The organism is Sphingomonas sp. BK069 (genome assembly GCF_014193405.1).
Taxonomy (GTDB): domain Bacteria; phylum Pseudomonadota; class Alphaproteobacteria; order Sphingomonadales; family Sphingomonadaceae; genus Sphingomonas.
On sequence record NZ_JACHZH010000001.1, the window covers coordinates 775507 to 789974 of the forward strand.

At 68.8% G+C, this 14468-nt stretch carries 14 protein-coding genes; 10 read left to right on the forward strand and 4 right to left on the reverse strand.

The window, feature by feature from the left end; translation table 11 throughout:
- Window positions 1-63: 63 nt before the first annotated feature.
- Both FHY02_RS03955 and thiS read right to left on the reverse strand, forming a co-directional pair.
- A complete protein-coding gene (locus FHY02_RS03955; protein ID WP_183920577.1) occupies window positions 64-264 on the reverse strand; it encodes a CsbD family protein in 201 nt (66 codons plus the stop codon).
- A gap of 95 nt (window positions 265-359) precedes the next feature.
- Window positions 360-1367, reverse strand: a complete 1008-nt coding sequence (gene thiS, locus FHY02_RS03960; protein ID WP_183920578.1) for a sulfur carrier protein ThiS — start codon at window positions 1365-1367, stop codon at window positions 360-362.
- A 100-nt stretch (window positions 1368-1467) separates the two neighbouring features.
- On the opposite strand from thiS, the gene aroQ reads away from it, so the two are divergent.
- From aroQ to FHY02_RS22840, 10 genes are all read left to right on the forward strand, one after another.
- Complete coding sequence (aroQ, locus tag FHY02_RS03965) at window positions 1468-1902, forward strand: type II 3-dehydroquinate dehydratase (RefSeq protein ID WP_183920579.1); 435 nt, start codon at window positions 1468-1470, stop codon at window positions 1900-1902.
- A 36-nt stretch (window positions 1903-1938) separates the two neighbouring features.
- On the forward strand, window positions 1939-2424 hold the full coding sequence (gene accB, locus FHY02_RS03970; RefSeq protein ID WP_183920580.1) for an acetyl-CoA carboxylase biotin carboxyl carrier protein: 486 nt from the start codon (window positions 1939-1941) through the stop codon (window positions 2422-2424).
- Window positions 2425-2429: 5 nt separating this feature from the next.
- Window positions 2430-3782 (forward strand): acetyl-CoA carboxylase biotin carboxylase subunit, encoded by a 1353-nt coding sequence (accC, locus tag FHY02_RS03975; protein ID WP_183920581.1) that lies wholly within the window; start codon window positions 2430-2432, stop codon window positions 3780-3782.
- A gap of 2 nt (window positions 3783-3784) precedes the next feature.
- Window positions 3785-4117, forward strand: coding sequence for an arsenate reductase family protein (locus FHY02_RS03980; protein WP_311731769.1), 333 nt, complete (start codon window positions 3785-3787; stop codon window positions 4115-4117).
- Window positions 4114-5538 (forward strand): phospholipase D-like domain-containing protein, encoded by a 1425-nt coding sequence (locus FHY02_RS03985; protein ID WP_183920583.1) that lies wholly within the window; start codon window positions 4114-4116, stop codon window positions 5536-5538. Before FHY02_RS03980 ends, FHY02_RS03985 begins: the two co-directional genes overlap by 4 nt.
- 300 nt (window positions 5539-5838) lie before the next feature.
- A complete protein-coding gene (gene purL / locus FHY02_RS03990; protein WP_183920584.1) occupies window positions 5839-8055 on the forward strand; it encodes a phosphoribosylformylglycinamidine synthase subunit PurL in 2217 nt (738 codons plus the stop codon).
- Window positions 8056-8310: 255 nt separating this feature from the next.
- Window positions 8311-9495, forward strand: coding sequence for a DUF418 domain-containing protein (locus tag FHY02_RS03995; RefSeq protein ID WP_183920585.1), 1185 nt, complete (start codon window positions 8311-8313; stop codon window positions 9493-9495).
- Window positions 9496-9571: 76 nt separating this feature from the next.
- Window positions 9572-9742, forward strand: coding sequence for a bacterioferritin-associated ferredoxin (locus FHY02_RS22835; protein ID WP_132909171.1), 171 nt, complete (start codon window positions 9572-9574; stop codon window positions 9740-9742).
- 99 nt (window positions 9743-9841) lie between these two features.
- Window positions 9842-10357 carry a bacterioferritin gene (bfr, locus tag FHY02_RS04000; RefSeq protein ID WP_183920586.1) on the forward strand — a complete coding sequence of 172 codons (516 nt, stop codon included), beginning with the start codon at window positions 9842-9844 and terminating at the stop codon, window positions 10355-10357.
- 559 nt (window positions 10358-10916) lie between these two features.
- Complete coding sequence (locus FHY02_RS22840; RefSeq protein ID WP_183920587.1) at window positions 10917-12557, forward strand: methyl-accepting chemotaxis protein; 1641 nt, start codon at window positions 10917-10919, stop codon at window positions 12555-12557.
- 34 nt (window positions 12558-12591) lie between these two features.
- Here the strand turns inward: FHY02_RS22840 and FHY02_RS04010 are convergent, their stop codons facing one another.
- Complete coding sequence (locus FHY02_RS04010) at window positions 12592-13005, reverse strand: Hpt domain-containing protein (protein WP_183920588.1); 414 nt, start codon at window positions 13003-13005, stop codon at window positions 12592-12594.
- Between the two features lie 68 nt (window positions 13006-13073).
- Entirely contained in the window at window positions 13074-14438 is a 1365-nt protein-coding gene (gene der / locus FHY02_RS04015; RefSeq protein ID WP_183920589.1) for a ribosome biogenesis GTPase Der, read from the reverse strand.
- Between the last annotated feature and the right edge of the window lie 30 nt (window positions 14439-14468).

Consider the following 14468-nt stretch of genomic DNA (forward strand, 5'->3'; position numbering starts at 1 on the left):
CGATTAGCGACGAAAGGCCGCCGCGGTCTCCCGCGACGGCCCCTCATCGTCAGGACGCAACGATCAGATATCGTCGCCGAGTGCGCCCTTCACCTTGCCGGCGAACTGCTGGCCCTTGCCCTTGGTCTCCTGCGCCGCGCCCTCGGCGGCGAGACGATCGTCGGACGCGGTGCGATCCGCCGGATCCTTATCCGCGATCGCCTGCTTGGCCTTGCCGACCAGCTCGTTGACGTTGCCTTTGATCTTGTCGGTGAGCTCGCCCATCGTCGTTCTCCGTCTAGTGTAACCCGGTGACAGAACAACGGACCCGAAACGGCGATGTTCCCCTTGAGGATTGACGTACGTCAATTCCTCACGGTTCAGATCAGCCCCGACAGCGGGCTCGACGGGTCGGCGTAACGGCGCTTGCCCATGCGGCCGGCACGATAGCTCATCCGCCCCGCCTCGACCGCCGCGCGCATCGCCGCCGCCATCAGGATCGGGTCCTTGGCCTCGGCGATCGCGGTGTTCATCAGCACGCCGTCGCAGCCGAGCTCCATCGCCACCGCGGCGTCGCTCGCCTGGCCGACGCCGGCGTCGACCAGCACCGGCACACCCGCGCCCTCGACGATCAGCCGGATCGTCACCTGGTTCTGGATGCCCAGACCTGAACCGATCGGCGCGCCGAGCGGCATGATCGCGACCGCGCCGGCTTCCTCCAGCTGCTTCGCCGCGATCGGATCGTCGGTGCAATAGACCATCGGCTTGAAGCCCTCGCGCACCAGCACCTCGGTCGCCTTCAGCGTCTCGCGCATGTTGGGGTAGAGCGTGCGCGCCTCACCGAGCACCTCGAGCTTGACGAGATCCCAGCCGCCCGCCTCGCGCGCCAGCCGCAGCGTGCGGATCGCGTCCTCGGCGGTGAAGCAGCCGGCGGTGTTGGGCAGGTAGGTCACGCGCTTCGGATCGATGAAGTCGGTCAGCATCGGTGCGCTGGGATCGCTGACGTTGACGCGGCGCACCGCGACGGTGACGATCTCCGCCCCCGACGCCTCGAGCGCGGCGGCGTTCTGCGCGAAGTCCTTGTACTTGCCGGTGCCGACGATCAGCCGCGAGCGGAAGGTGCGCCCCGCGACCGTCCATGTGTCGTCGGTGAGCGGCGCGGCATGGTCGCCGCCACCGACGAAATGGACGATCTCCAGCTCGTCGCCGTCCTCGACCTGCACCTCGCCCAGCGTCGAGCGCGGAACGACCTCGAGGTTGCGCTCGACCGCGAGCTTCTCGGGCACCAGCCCGAGCGACTCCGCGAGGCCCGCGATCGAGAGTCCGGCAGGGACTCGCTTGTGCTCGCCGTTGAGGGTGATGGTGATGGTGCCGTCGGAATGTGCCATGCGCGCCATCTAGGCCCGCGGACCCGCAGGGGCAACGTTGCGCCGCGCCGCGCCGGATGCAATGACACCTGCACGAAGGGCAACGACCCCAAGGGAGCGCATGACCGACACCGTCTTCGTCCTCAACGGCCCCAACCTCAACCTGCTCGGCACGCGCGAGCCGGAGATCTACGGCCATGACACGCTCGACGACATCGCCGGGCAGCTCGAGGACCGCGCGCGCGAGCTCGGCCTGCGGGTCGACCTGCGCCAGTCGAACCACGAGGGGCATCTGGTCGAGTGGTTGCACGAGGCGCAGGCGGTGGACGCGCGCGCGGTGCTGCTCAACGCCGCGGCCTACACGCACACCTCGGTGGCGCTGCACGACGCGATCAAAAGCATCAAGACGCCTGTGATCGAGGTGCATCTGTCCAATCCGCACACGCGCGAGAGCTTCCGCCACGTCTCGCTGGTGGGCAGCGCCGCGAAGGGAACCATCGCCGGCTTCGGCGCGATGTCGTACATGCTCGCGCTTGAAGCCGCGGCCCGCTTCTGACAGGAGGCGCGCCCTATCTAGGGGAAACAGGGTTGCATGGCTGACATCTCTCACAACGGCGGCGCGATGCAGGTCGACGTCGATCTGGTCCGCCAGCTCGCCGAGCTGCTCGACACCACCCAGCTGACCGAGATCGAGGTCGAGGACGGCGAGCGAAAGATCCGCGTCGCGCGCAAGGCCGCCGCGGTCGCCGCGCCGGTGCATTATGCGCCGGCGCCCGCCGTCGCCGCGCCGGCCGCGGGCGCGCCGCCGCAGGTCGACACCGCCGGCCCGTCCGCGCCGGCGCACGCCAATGCCGTGCGCTCGCCGATGGTCGGCACCGTCTATCTCGCCGCCGAGCCGGGCGCCAAGCCCTTCGCCGCGGTGGGCCAGAGCGTCGCCGCGGGCGACACCTTGCTGATCGTCGAGGCGATGAAGGTGATGAACCCGATCACCGCGCCGAGCGCGGGCACCGTCAAGGCGGTGCTGGTCGAGAACGGCCAGCCGGTCGAGTTCGACCAGCCGCTCGTGGTGGTCGAGTAACGCCCTTGCCCCAGATCAAGAAGCTGCTGATCGCCAACCGCGGCGAGATCGCGCTGCGGATCCACCGCGCGTGCCACGAAATGGGCATCAAGACGGTGGCGGTACACTCCACCGCCGATGCCGACGCGATGCACGTCCGCCTCGCCGACGAGGCGATCTGCATCGGGCCGCCGGCGGCGACCGACAGCTACCTCAACATTCCCAACATCATCTCCGCGGCCGAGATCTCGGGCGCGGACGCGATTCACCCGGGCTATGGCTTCCTCAGCGAGAACGCCAAATTCGCCGAGATCGTCGAGCTGCATAACCTGATCTTCGTCGGTCCGAAGCCCGAGCATATCCGGGTGATGGGCGACAAGGTCGAGGCCAAGCGCACCGCGGGCGCGCTCGGGCTGCCGCTCGTGCCGGGCTCGGACGGTGCGATCAGCGACGTCGCCGAGGCCCAGGCGCTGGCCGAGCAGATCGGCTATCCCGTGATCATCAAGGCGGCGAGCGGTGGCGGCGGGCGCGGCATGAAGGTGTGCCAGTCGCCCGACCAGCTCGAGACGCTGATGCAGCAGGCCGGGACCGAGGCGAAGGCGGCATTCGGCGATGCCACGGTCTACATGGAGAAGTATCTCGGCAACCCGCGCCATATCGAGTTCCAGGTGTTCGGCGACGGCAACGGCCAGGCGATCCATCTCGGCGAGCGCGACTGTTCGCTCCAGCGCCGCCACCAGAAGGTGCTGGAGGAGGCGCCCTCCCCCGTCATCTCCGCCGAGGAGCGCGAGCGGATGGGCGGGATCGTCGCCAGGGCGATGGCCGACATGGGCTATCGCGGCGCGGGGACGATCGAGTTCCTGTGGGAGAACGGCGAGTTCTACTTCATCGAAATGAACACGCGCCTGCAGGTGGAGCATCCGGTGACCGAGGCGATCACCGGACTCGATCTCGTGCGCGAGCAGATCCGCGTCGCCGAGGGCCACCCGCTGACGCTGCGCCAGGAGGACGTCGTCTTCCGCGGCCACGCGATCGAGTGCCGCATCAACGCCGAGGACCCGCGCACCTTCGCGCCCTCGCCGGGCCGCGTGACGCAATATCACGCGCCGGGGGGCATGCACGTCCGCGTCGATTCGGGGCTGTACGCGGGCTATACCGTGCCGCCCTATTACGACAGCATGATCGCCAAGCTGATCGTCTATGGGACCACCCGGCAGGGAGCGCTGCGTCGTCTTCGCCGCGCGCTGGAGGAGTTCGTGATCGAGGGGATGAAGACCACCATCCCGCTCCACCAGGCGCTGCTCGACGACCCGGAGTTCCAGCAGGGGAGCTACACGATCAAATGGCTGGAGGAGTGGCTGGCGCGCCAGGACGCGTGACGGTGGCGAGCGGCGCGTCGGCGACGATCTACCACAACCCGCGCTGCTCGAAGTCGCGTCAGGCGCTCGCGCTGTTGCAGGACGCCGGAGCCGACGTGACCGTCATCGAGTATCTCAAGACGCCGCCCTCGCGCGACACGCTCGCCGCGCTGCTCGCGCGCGGCGGGATCGCGCCGCGTGCCGCCCTGCGCAGGGACGCACCGACGGTCGCCGACGACGAGGCCGCACTCGACCTGATGGCGCGCGATCCCGCCACGATCGAGCGGCCGCTCGTTGAAACCGACAAGGGCGTGCGGTTGGCGCGCCCGCCCGAGCTGGTGCGCGAGATCCTGTGATCCTCCCCGAGGACACGCGCTGGCGCGTCGAGCGCGCCAACCAGGCCGCGGTGGTGATCGACGCCGACGCCTATTTCCGTGCCGCGCGCCAGGCGATGCTACGCGCGCAGCACCAGATCCTGCTGGTCGGCTGGGACTTCGACGCGCGCATCAATCTCGCCTACGACGACGATCATCCCGAGGCGCCCACCGACGTCGGTGCCTTCATCACCTGGCTGGTCGACCGCACGCCGGGGTTGCAGGTCCACATCCTCCGCTGGGACAAAGGCGCGATCAAGACGCTCGGGCGCGGCAAGACGTTGTGGACCCTGCTCAACTGGCGCTATCGCCAGCCGCGCATCCACCTGCTGCTCGACGGCCACCATCCCGTCGCGGCCTCGCAACACCAGAAGATCGTCGTGATCGACGACTGTCTCGCCTTCTGCGGCGGCATCGACATGACCGACGAGCGCTGGGACACGCGCGCGCACGTCGACGACGACCCGCGTCGCACGTCGCCGAGCGGGCGCGCGTACAAGCCGTGGCACGACGCCACCACCGCGCTGCAGGGCCCGGTCGCGGGCGCGCTGGGCGAGTTGTGCCGCACGCGGTGGGCCATCGCGGGCGGCGCCGAGATCGCGCCGCCGCCGCCGCGCGAGGGCAGTTGCTGGCCCGAGTCGCTCACGCCCGTCTTCACCGACGTCGACGTCGCGGTGTCGCGCTCGCAGCCTCGGTATGACGGGCAGGACGAACTGCTCGAGATCGAGCGGCTGTACCTCGCGCTGATCGCCTCGGCCAAGCACCGCATCTACGCCGAGAGCCAATATTTCGCCTCGCGCCGCATCGCCGAGGCGATCGCCGCGCGGCTGGTGGAGGACGACCCGCCCGAGATCGTTGTGATCAACCCGGTGACCGCGCAGGGCTGGCTCGAGCCGATCGCGATGGACACCGCGCGCGCGCGGCTGGTCACCGAGCTGCGCCGGCGCGACCATCGTGGGCGCTTCCGAATGTACCACCCGGTCAACGAGAAGGGCACGCCGATCTACTGCCACGCCAAGGTGACGGTGATCGACGACCAGGCGATCCGGATCGGCTCGTCCAACTTCAACAACCGCTCGCTGCGGCTCGACACCGAGTGCGACGTCACCATCACCGACGGCGCGGCGACCATCGCCGCGATCCGCGATGACCTGATCGCCGAGCATCTCGGCGTCGACGCGGCGATGGTGAGCGAGCGGGTCGAACGCGACGGTCTGATCGCCACGATCGAGGCGCTGCGCGGCAGCGGGCGGACGCTGGTGCCCTATGAGGTGGACGACCTCAGCGCGGTCGAGAAGTGGCTCGCGGACAATGAGGTGCTCGATCCAGAGGGGCCGGGCGAGATGTTCGAGGCGTTCGAGAAGCGCGGGCTGCTACGGCGGCTGAGACGGAAGCGGCGCTAGGCCCACCTAGCGCCCCCGCCCCGTCATGCCGGGCTCGACCCGGCATCCATGGTCCCGCGAGCGCCACCAATGTCATATCCGCGGCACCATACGCCGGATCAAGTCCGGGGTGACGGCAGGTTACTACGCTGATGCTTCTACGCTATCCTCGTGCTCCTGCGCACGCAGGAGCCCAGAGCCGCGAGCGTGCGCTTCGTAACCCTGGGCTCCTGCCTGCTTAGGAGCACGGCACCGATCGAGCATGCTCATCCCCCCACACCGTCTGGCCACCGCCGCGCGCAGCCGCTATGCGCCGCGGCCATGACCGCCATCACGCCCGAGATCGTCGCCGAGCACGGCCTGTCCCCCGATGAATATGAGCGCGTGCTCAACGCGCTGGGCCGCGAGCCCAACCTTGTCGAGCTCGGCATCTTCTCGGTGATGTGGTCGGAGCATTGCAGCTACAAATCGAGCCGCATCCACCTCAAGAAGCTGCCGACCGAGGGCGCGCAGGTGATCTGCGGTCCGGGCGAGAACGCGGGCGTGGTCGACATCGGCGACGGCCAGGCCGTCATCTTCAAGATGGAGAGCCACAACCACCCGTCGTACATCGAGCCGTATCAGGGCGCGGCGACGGGCGTCGGCGGCATCCTGCGCGACGTCTTCACCATGGGCGCGCGCCCGGTGGCGAACCTCAATGCTTTGCGCTTCGGCCGGCCCGACCATCCCAAGATGCGTCACCTGATCTCGGGCGTGGTCCACGGCATCGGCGGCTACGGCAATTGCGTCGGCGTGCCGACGGTGGGCGGCGAGGTGAACTTCCACCCCGCCTATGACGGCAACATCCTCGTCAACGCGATGACCGTGGGCGTCGCCGACACCGACAAGATCTTCTACTCGGCCGCCTCGGGCGTCGGCAATCCGATCGTCTACGTCGGCAGCAAGACGGGACGCGACGGCATCCACGGCGCGACCATGGCCTCGGCCGATTTCGGCGAGAACTCGGACGAGAAGCGACCCACCGTCCAGGTCGGCGACCCGTTCACCGAGAAATTGCTGATCGAGGCGTGCCTCGAGCTGATGGCGTCGGACGCGATCGTCGCGATCCAGGACATGGGCGCGGCGGGGCTCACCTCCTCCTCGGTCGAGATGGCGAGCAAGGGCGGCGTCGGCATCGAGCTGGTGATGGACGACGTGCCCCAGCGCGAGACCGGCATGACACCGTACGAGATGATGCTCTCCGAATCGCAGGAGCGCATGCTGATGGTGCTCAAGCCCGGCCGCGAGGATTTCGCGCGCGCGATCTTCGAGAAGTGGGAACTCGATTTCGCGGTAATCGGTCATGTCACCGACACCGGGCGCATGGTGCTCAAGTGGCAGGGCGAGACCGTGTGCGACATCCCGCTCGCGCCGCTCGCTGACGATGCCCCGCTGTACGATCGCCCGCACGTCCCCACCCCGCCCGCCAAGGCGCTGGTCAATATTCCTGACTGCAAGGATCCCGCGGCCGACCTGCTCGCGCTGATGGGCTCGCCCGACATCGCCAGCCGGCGCTGGATCTGGGAGCAATACGACCACATGGTCGGCGCCGACACGGTGCAGCGCCCGGGCGGTGACGCCGCGGTGGTGCGCGTCCACGGCACCGACAAGGCGCTGGCGATGACGACCGACTGCACCCCGCGCTACTGCTTCGCCGACCCGGTCGAGGGCGGCAAGCAGGCGGTGGCCGAGGCGTGGCGCAACCTCACCGCGGTGGGCGCGACCCCGCTGGCGATCACCAACTGCCTCAACTTCGCCAACCCGCAGCGCCCCGAGATCATGGGCCAGATCACCGGCTGCCTCGACGGCATGGCGCAGGCGTGCCGCGCGCTCGACTTCCCGATCGTGAGCGGCAACGTCAGCCTCTACAACGAGAGCAAGGCGACGGGCGGCGGCTCGGCGATCCTGCCGACACCCGCGATCGGCGGCGTCGGGCTGCTCAAGGACTGGCAGAAGAGCGCGACGATCGCGTTCAAGCAGACCGGCGACGTCATCGTCGTGGTCGGGACGCGCCGCGGCGATCTCGGCCAGTCGCTGTGGCTGCGCGAGCTGCACGGGCGCGAGGAAGGGCCGCCGCCGCGCGTCGACCTGGAGGCGGAGCGCCGCACCGGCGACTTCATCCGCGCGCAGATCGACGCGGGGCATCTCGGCGCGGTGCACGACGTTGCCGACGGCGGGATCGCGGTGGCGATCGCGGAAATGGCGCTGGCGGGCAACGTCGGCGCGATGATCGATCGCGCCTTGCCGTACGACACCGCCGCCGCGCTCTTCGCCGAGGAGCAGGGCGTCTATGTCGTGACAGTGCACGACCATGCTTTGCTCGACTTCCTCCAGGCCGCGCTCGACGCCGGCGTGGAGGCCGAGCCGCTCGGCCGCACGATCGGCACGCGCGTGATCTTCGAGCTGCGCGAGGGCGATTATTGCGTGCCGCTCGACCAGCTGCGCGCCGCGCACGAGGGCTTCTTCCCCAAGCTGATGGCGGGCGAAGAGGCGATCTGAGGAGATCCTCCGCGCTCGCGGAGATGGTCGTGCAGGTCGCCATGTCCCCCGGACATGGCTGGTATTGCCGGGGGCAATTCCATCTGCAGGGCAGCCGAGGGCTGGTGGAGGAGGGCTCCACGAGCGCTGCGCTGCGCGGAGAGCCCCCTCCACCACCGGCCTGCGGCCGGCGGTCCCCTCCCCGTGCCGGGGAGGAATAAGTCCGTCCTCACCAACGTTGCCAGCCCCGCGCCGCGCGCCTAGCACGCCATCGCCATGTCCTACGCCAACCGCCTCGCCGCGCTCGATATCCTGCGCGGCGTCGCGGTGCTGGGGATCACCGTCGCCAACCTGCCCGGCTTCGCGCTGCCGCAGGCGGCCTATTTCACCCCGCTCGCCGCGGGCGGCACCGGACCCGCCGACCTCACCGCCTGGGCCCTCACCTTCGTGCTCGTCGAGGGCAAGATGCGCGGGCTGTTCGCCGCACTGTTCGGCGCCTCGCTGCTTCTCGTGGTGGAGCGCGCCGACGCGGCGGGGCAGAACGGCGCCGCGGTCCACCTCCGCCGCATGGGCGTGCTTTACCTGATCGGTGCCGCGCATCTGTACCTACTGTGGTACGGCGACATCCTCCACCATTATGCCCTGGTCGGCGTCGCCGCGCTCCTGTTCGTCCACGCGCCGGCCCGTGTCCTGCTGCTCGCCGCCATGGCCGCGCTGTTGGTGGCGACGATCGGCGGGATTGGCCTGGTACAGGCCGCCGCGCTGCCCGCCTCGCGCGCCGCGCTGGAGCAGAGCTTCGGCCGTCCACCCGCTCCGCTGCTGGCGAGCGAGATCGCGGCGCTGCGTGGGTCGCTGGCGGACGGCATCGCATGGCGCTGGCGACATGACGCCGGCGCGCTCGGCGGGTTGCTCGCCAACGGGCCGGAGACGCTCGGCTACATGCTGCTCGGCATGGCGGCCTATCGCAGCGGCTTCGCCACCGGCGCCTGGTCGCGCCGCCGCTACGTCGCGGTAGCCGCACTGACCTTGCCACTCGGGCTGGCGGCCCAGCTGGCGCTCGCGCGCCACGGCATCGCACGCGGCTTCGCGCTCGAGGCGGTGCTCACCGCCTCCTTCGCGCTCGGGCCGCTGATCCATGCCCCGATGGTCGCGGGCTATGCCGCGCTGCTGCTCCGCTGGCTGCCGGGAACGCGCGCGGGCGAGCGGCTCGCCGCGCTGGGGCGCAGCGCGCTGAGCAACTATCTGCTGTCGAGTCTCATGCTCGCCGCGGTCTTCTACGGCTGGGGACTGGGGCAGTTCGCGCGTTGGGGCCGCGCCGAGGCCTATGCGCTGCTGCCGCCGCTCTGGGCGCTGCTTCTGCTATGGTCGCCACTCTGGCTCGCGCGCTTCCATTATGGACCGGCGGAGTGGCTCTGGCGGTCGATCGCGCGCGGCAAGGTCCAGCCGCTTCGCCGCCGCTAGATGCGAACGCGTCTCATTTCCCTTGCGAGCCGTTCTCAACTCGGGTAGATCGAGTCGCAGCCGGGAAGGAGACCGCATGGTCGTCTGCGTCTGCAATGCCATCAAGGAGTGCCAGGTGCGCGAGGCTGCGCGATCCGGTGCTGCCACCCCCTGCCAAGCCTATCGCTGCCTCGGGCGCTCGCCGAAATGCGGCCAATGTGTTCAATTTGCTCGCGCAATCATCGATGAAGAACGTGCGGCTGCGTAGCGGTCGCAGCAAATAGTCGCCGTCGCGCGACGGACTTTCAGCTTCCTTCCTCCCCCATTCGGGGCTATCGCCGTGCCGTTCCGGATAGTGGAGACTGGCATGAAGGGCGATCCCAAGGTCATCGAGTTCCTCAACGAGTCGTTGAAGAACGAACTGACCGCGATCAATCAATATTGGCTGCACTATCGCCTCTTCGATCACTGGGGCGTCTACAAGCTCGCCGCATTCGAGCGCCACGAATCGATCGACGAGATGAAGCACGCCGACTGGCTGGCCGAGCGCATCCTGTTTCTCGACGGGTTGCCCAACTTCCAGTTGCTCGGTCGTCTGCGCATCGGCGAGACGGTGGAAGAAGCGCTCAAAGCCGATCTCGCGATGGAGATCGAGGCGGTCACGCAGCTCAAGGCGGCGGTCGCTTACTGCGAGGAGGTCAAGGACTTCGTCAGCCGCGAGTTGTTCGCCAACATCCTCGCCAGCGAGGAAGAGCATGTCGACACGCTCGAGCGCCAGTTCGAGATGATCGAGCGGATGGGTATCCACAATTACATCCAGCTCAACTCGGTGAGCGAGCATGACAAGCCCGAGAGCGGCGCGGCACCTTACCTGAAGGGATGAGGCTCATCTCGCGCTGGCTCCGGTTCTGAGGTCGATCACCACGACTGCCGAGAGGGAAAACGTTCCCACCAGCAACACCATGGCGGGTGGCTCGCATCGACGAGGGCGGCGCGCCGCCCGCCTTGGTCGCGAGCCGCGCCGGCCGATCGCGACGCTCGTCCCCTTGCGCTCCCCCATCGACCTCGATCACGATCGCGCCAGCCGATCAGCGTGGCGCTGGTCAGGCGATCATGCGCGACGTGATCGCTGTTCCGGGAGTGCTCCGGCCGACACGTGTCCCTTCTCCGCTCGTCCTCCCACTTACCTCGAAGAACCGTTTGAGCCGAACGGTGTGGGCAGGTGCTTCTCGATCGACGCATGTGCTGCTCCGCCGTCCGTCACGCAGCGGTCTTAATCCGGAGCAATCTTTTCCGGCTGGATCGACGGCGCGGAGAGACATGCGTCTATAATGGAGCAGACCAACGTCGCGGTCGCGCGTGCATGACCTGCTTCCAGCGGCGCCCTGCTCTAAACCGCGCCTCTGTCCGCGAGACCAATGTCGTCCTAACAGGACTTTTGAATGAGGATCTCGACCAAGCTTTCCCTGTTGATCGGACTGGCGGTCACGACGCTATCAGGCCTGAGCCTTTTTACCTTGAGCCGGATCGACAAGGTCTATCTGTCCGCGTCGAACGCCAAGAACGTGATCTTGCCGAAAACGGCGATGCTGTACGACATCCGCTTCACGCTGTTACGTTATCATACGACCACCATCCGAAAGATCGTCGCCACCGATCCGCTCGAGCAGGCGAGCCTCGACGACGAGTTCGTCGAGATGGACGCCGCCTTGCCGAGGTTACTGCGATCATACCGCGCGACGATCCAGTCCGAGACCGAGGCCGTGGCATTTTCCGCGCTGATGGACAGTTGGAACCGCTATCTCGCGGCGCGCAAAGGGATCGTTGATGCCTTGTCGCGGGGCGACCGACGAGCGACGGTGGCGGCGGTGGCGCCCGCGCGAGACGCGCTGGTGGTGGCGTTCGACAGGCTGAGAACCGTCATTCATATCAAGGATGAGGCCGCGGCCGAGGATGCAAGCCGGGCGGCCGCCGCGTACGATGCGGCATGGAGCGTCACGCTGGCGGTGGCGTTGGCCGCGACCGTGACGATGATCGCGGCAGGGCTGTGGACGCTGCGCAGCATCACCGTCCCGATCGACGCCGAGGTCGCGGCGATGCAGCGGCTGGCGCTGGGAGATCTGGCGATCCACGTAGACGGCATCCGACGCCGCGACGAGATCGGCGAGCTCGCCAGGGCGCTGAACGGCGTCATCGTCAACCTCACCGCCACGGCCGAGATCGCGCGAGCGGTCGCGGCGGGCGACCTGGCCATCTCGGCGGTCCCGCTATCGGATCGCGACACGCTGGGGCTTGCCTTGCAGACGATGGTCGCCAGGCTGCGCACCATCGTCGCCGAGACAATGACGGCAGCGGCCCACGTCGCCACGGGGAGCCGACAATTGTCGCAAGCGGCACAACGTCTGGCAGAGAGCTCGAACGAACAGGCGGTGGCCAGCGAGCAAGCCTCGGCATCGATGGAGCAGATCGCCGCCAACGTGAAGCAGACCGCGCACAACGCCGGCCAGACGCGAGAGATCGCACGGCGAGCGGCGGAGAAGGCTGAGGCGAGCGGCGCCGCGGTGAAGACGGCGGTGGACGCGATGACGAGGATCGCGCGCGAGACGTCCGTCGTCCAGGAGATCGCCCGCCAGACCGACCTGCTGGCACTGAATGCGGCGGTGGAGGCGGCACGGGCCGGCGAGCACGGTCGCGGCTTCGCGGTCGTGGCGGCTGAGGTGCGCAACCTGGCCGAGCGATCGCGCACCGCCGCCGTCGAGATCGGTCTGCTCTCGCAAGAAACGGTCACGACCGCGAAGGACGCGGGCACCATGCTGTCGACGCTGGTGCCCGACATCGGCCGCACCGCCGAGCTGGTCGGCCAGATCACCGCCGCGTGCCGTGAGCAGGATCTCGGGACCGGCCAGATCAACCAGGCGATCGGGCAGTTGGACAGCGCCGCGCAACAGACCGCCGCCGGATCGGAACAGATCGCCGCGACGTCGCGCGCGCTGCTCCGCCAGGCCGAGCAGTTGCAGGCCTCGATCGCCTTCTTCCGGGCCGGGCCGATCGATCCAGACCGTCGCACGGTGAGTACCGGCTGATCACATCCTGCCGCAGATGACGCCCCCTCGCGCGCTACGCCACCCGGCGCCCGAACCCACCTGGCCGCCGCACCGCGACGGGCGCGGCGCCCTCGCTCTCCAGCACGGCGAGTGTGCGCAGGAACAGCGGGCGCAGCGCCACCACGTCCTCGATCGCGTCCTGCGGCGATTCATGGTGTTCAACGCAGGCGCGCGCGTGATCCTCGATCTTCTCGGCGAGCGTGGCGAGCACGTTGGCACCGAACTGGCGCGCCTCGCCCTTGAGCGTGTGGGCCGGGATGACCAGCGCCGCGGCATGGCCCTTGCGCATCGCGTCCTCAAGCGCGCTCAGCGACTTGATGCCATCCTCGCGGAAATAGCCGAGAATACGCGCGAAGCCGGTGCCCAGCTCGGCGCGCGCGCGCGCGAGTGCCGCGCGATCCACCAGTTGCTCCGCCTCTGCCGCCATGCGCCGCCTCCTCTTTTGCGCGCAAGCACTTAGCGCCCGAGAGGTAAAGAGGAGGTAAGCGCTCCGGCTCAGCTGCCGCCGAACGGATTCTTGGGTGCGCGCAGCATCAGCCGCACCGGCACCGCGCCGAAGCCGAGCTCGCGCCGTATCCCATTGATGAGGTAACGCTGGTAGCTCATCGGCAGCTCGTCGACGCGCGTGCCGAACAGCACGAAACCCGGCGGGCGCGTCTTGGCCTGGGTGAGATAGCGCAGCTTGATGCGTTTGCCGCCAGGCGCGGGTGGCGGGTTCGCCTCGATCGCGCGCTCGAACCAGCGGTTGAGCTCGCCGGTGCCGACGCGGCGCGACCACGCCTCGCGCGTCGCGAAGGCGGCGCCGATCAGCTGGTCGATCCCCTTGCCCGTCGCCCCAGAGACCGCGAGCAGCGGCACGCCGCGCACCTGCGCCAGCCCTTCGTCGAGCGCGGTGCGCACGCCGTTGAACAGCTTCGAGGGGTCCTCGGCGACGTCCCATTTGTTGAGCGCGATCACCAGCGCGCGCCCCTCTTCCAGCACGCGGTCGGCGATGCGCAGGTCCTGCGATTCCAGCCCCAGCGTGGCGTCGAGCAGCAGCACCACCACCTCGGCGAAATCGACCGCGTGGAGCGCGTCGGCGACCGAAAGCTTCTCCAGCTTATCCTGCACCTTGGCGCGCTTGCGCATGCCCGCGGTGTCGATCAGGCGGACGTCGCGCGGGCCCTCGGGGCCGTGCCACACCCAGTCGATCGCGATCGAGTCGCGCGTGATCCCCGCCTCGGGGCCGGTGATCATCCGATCTTCGCCGAGGATGCGGTTGACCAGCGTCGACTTGCCCGCGTTGGGGCGCCCGACGATGGCGAGCTTGAGCGGCGCGTCGGGGCTCTCGTCGTCCTCCGCCGCCTCCTCCGCGTCGAGCGTCTCGAGGTGCGGCAGCAGCGCCTCGAACAGGTCGGCGACGCCCTCGCCGTGCTCGGCGGAGAGCTGCACCGCGTCACCGAAGCCGAGCGACAAAGCCTCGATCAGCCCGGCCTCGGCGGCGCGCCCCTCGGCCTTGTTGCCGACCAGTACGATCGGGGTGGAGGCGCCGCGCAGCCAGCGTGCAATCTCCTCGTCGAGCGGCACGATCCCGGCGCGCGCGTCGATCATGAAGAGCGCGACGTCCGCACTATCGACCGCGGCCTGGGTCTGGCGGCGCATGCGACCCGGCAGTGTGTCAGGATCCTCGTCCTCATAGCCGGCGGTGTCGATCACGCGGAAATCGAGCCCGAGCAGATGCGCGTCGCCCTCGCGGCGGTCGCGCGTCACGCCGGGGCGATCGTCCACCAGCGCCAGCCTCTTGCCGACGAGGCGGTTGAACAGCGTCGACTTGCCGACATTGGGGCGACCGACGATCGCGACGGTGGGGAGACGGGACATGGGACGGGGACCTAGCGCGCTTCGAACGAG

Coding starts and splice junctions, on each gene's coding strand:
- FHY02_RS03955 (WP_183920577.1), bottom strand. CDS start 264: ATGGGCGAGCTCACCGACAAGATCAAAGGCAACGTCAACGAGCTGGTC.
- thiS (WP_183920578.1), bottom strand. CDS start 1,367: ATGGCACATTCCGACGGCACCATCACCATCACCCTCAACGGCGAGCAC.
- aroQ (WP_183920579.1), top strand. CDS start 1,468: ATGACCGACACCGTCTTCGTCCTCAACGGCCCCAACCTCAACCTGCTC.
- accB (WP_183920580.1), top strand. CDS start 1,939: ATGGCTGACATCTCTCACAACGGCGGCGCGATGCAGGTCGACGTCGAT.
- purL (WP_183920584.1), top strand. CDS start 5,839: ATGACCGCCATCACGCCCGAGATCGTCGCCGAGCACGGCCTGTCCCCC.
- FHY02_RS03995 (WP_183920585.1), top strand. CDS start 8,311: ATGTCCTACGCCAACCGCCTCGCCGCGCTCGATATCCTGCGCGGCGTC.
- FHY02_RS22835 (WP_132909171.1), top strand. CDS start 9,572: ATGGTCGTCTGCGTCTGCAATGCCATCAAGGAGTGCCAGGTGCGCGAG.
- bfr (WP_183920586.1), top strand. CDS start 9,842: ATGAAGGGCGATCCCAAGGTCATCGAGTTCCTCAACGAGTCGTTGAAG.
- FHY02_RS22840 (WP_183920587.1), top strand. CDS start 10,917: ATGAGGATCTCGACCAAGCTTTCCCTGTTGATCGGACTGGCGGTCACG.
- FHY02_RS04010 (WP_183920588.1), bottom strand. CDS start 13,005: ATGGCGGCAGAGGCGGAGCAACTGGTGGATCGCGCGGCACTCGCGCGC.
- der (WP_183920589.1), bottom strand. CDS start 14,438: ATGTCCCGTCTCCCCACCGTCGCGATCGTCGGTCGCCCCAATGTCGGC.